General features: G+C 60.8%; 1 protein-coding gene. It reads right to left on the bottom strand.

Annotated elements, in window-relative coordinates; genetic code table 11:
• On the bottom strand, window positions 1–1,088 hold a 1,088-nt coding region (locus tag ACLD7X_RS17000), incomplete at both ends, for a hybrid sensor histidine kinase/response regulator (protein WP_411424869.1).

Raw genomic sequence — 1,088 nt, 5'->3', positions numbered from 1 at the left:
GTGGCCGATCAGCCGGCGCAGCTTCGCGGGCCGAACGGGCTTGCGAAGAATGATATAGCCCATTTTCTCGATCTCGCGGATGGCCGTGATGTCGCTTTCGCCGGTGATGATGATGCCGGGAACGGGCATCCGAAGCGCGAGCTGGATGCGCTGTATCGCCTCAACCCCATCCAGCCTGCCCGGCAGCCTGTAATCGGCCAACACGATATCCGGAACGAGGCCGCCGTTCTCCACACTGTCGAGTGCCTCGTCGGTCGTTCGGGCGCAGTGCACGTTGCACTTCCAGGACTTAAGAAGCAGAGTCGTCGCCTCCGCAACAACCTTGTCATCCTCGATCAGCAACACATCCAGCCCGCTCAGATCATGAACCGCGTCGAAGTTCTCATGCCGGTCATCACGCAGTGCACGTAAGTCGACGGTGTTGCCGCGTGCGGCGACGACGCCGAAGTACGATCCTCTGCCCAGCACCGACTTCACCTCGAGCTTGTGGTCCAGGCATTCCGCGAGCCGGCGCACGATGGCGAGACCAAGCCCGAGGCCCTTGCTCCGGTCACGCTCGTCGTTCTGCAACTGGTGAAAGTCTTCGAAGATGGCGCTGAGCTGATCCTCGGGAACGCCCACGCCCGAATCCCACACCTGGATGGCAATGTGGTTTCCCCGATTGCGGCAGCCGAGCAAGATCTTGCCGCGCTTTGTGTAGCGGATGGCATTCGAGAGGAAGTTGCCGAGTATGCGCTCCATGAGCGCCTGATCGCTGAAGACCTGCGCGCTGGTGTGCACGACTTTCAGCTCCAAACCCTTCCTCTCGACCAGCGGCATGACCGAGATGGCGACCTTCTCCATCAGGTCCTGCACGGCGAAAACTTCGAGCTGTGGCTTTATGGCGCCAGCTTCGAGCTGAGAAACGTCCAGCAGCGAATTCAGCAGGCGCCCCGTGGCATAGGAAACCGCCTGAATGTCATCGATGATGGCGATGCTCGACTTGTCCTTCACCCGCTGGCGAAGGGCGGCAATATACATCTGCATCGCATGCAAGGGTTGGCGGAGGTCGTGGCTGGCAGCGGCCAAGAACCTGGTTTTCGCGCGGT

The sequence above is a fragment of the Aphanothece microscopica RSMan92 genome (genome assembly GCF_046613545.2).
Lineage (GTDB): Bacteria > Cyanobacteriota > Cyanobacteriia > PCC-6307 > Cyanobiaceae > NIES-981.
This window is presented reverse-complemented; position numbering and strand designations above follow the sequence as displayed.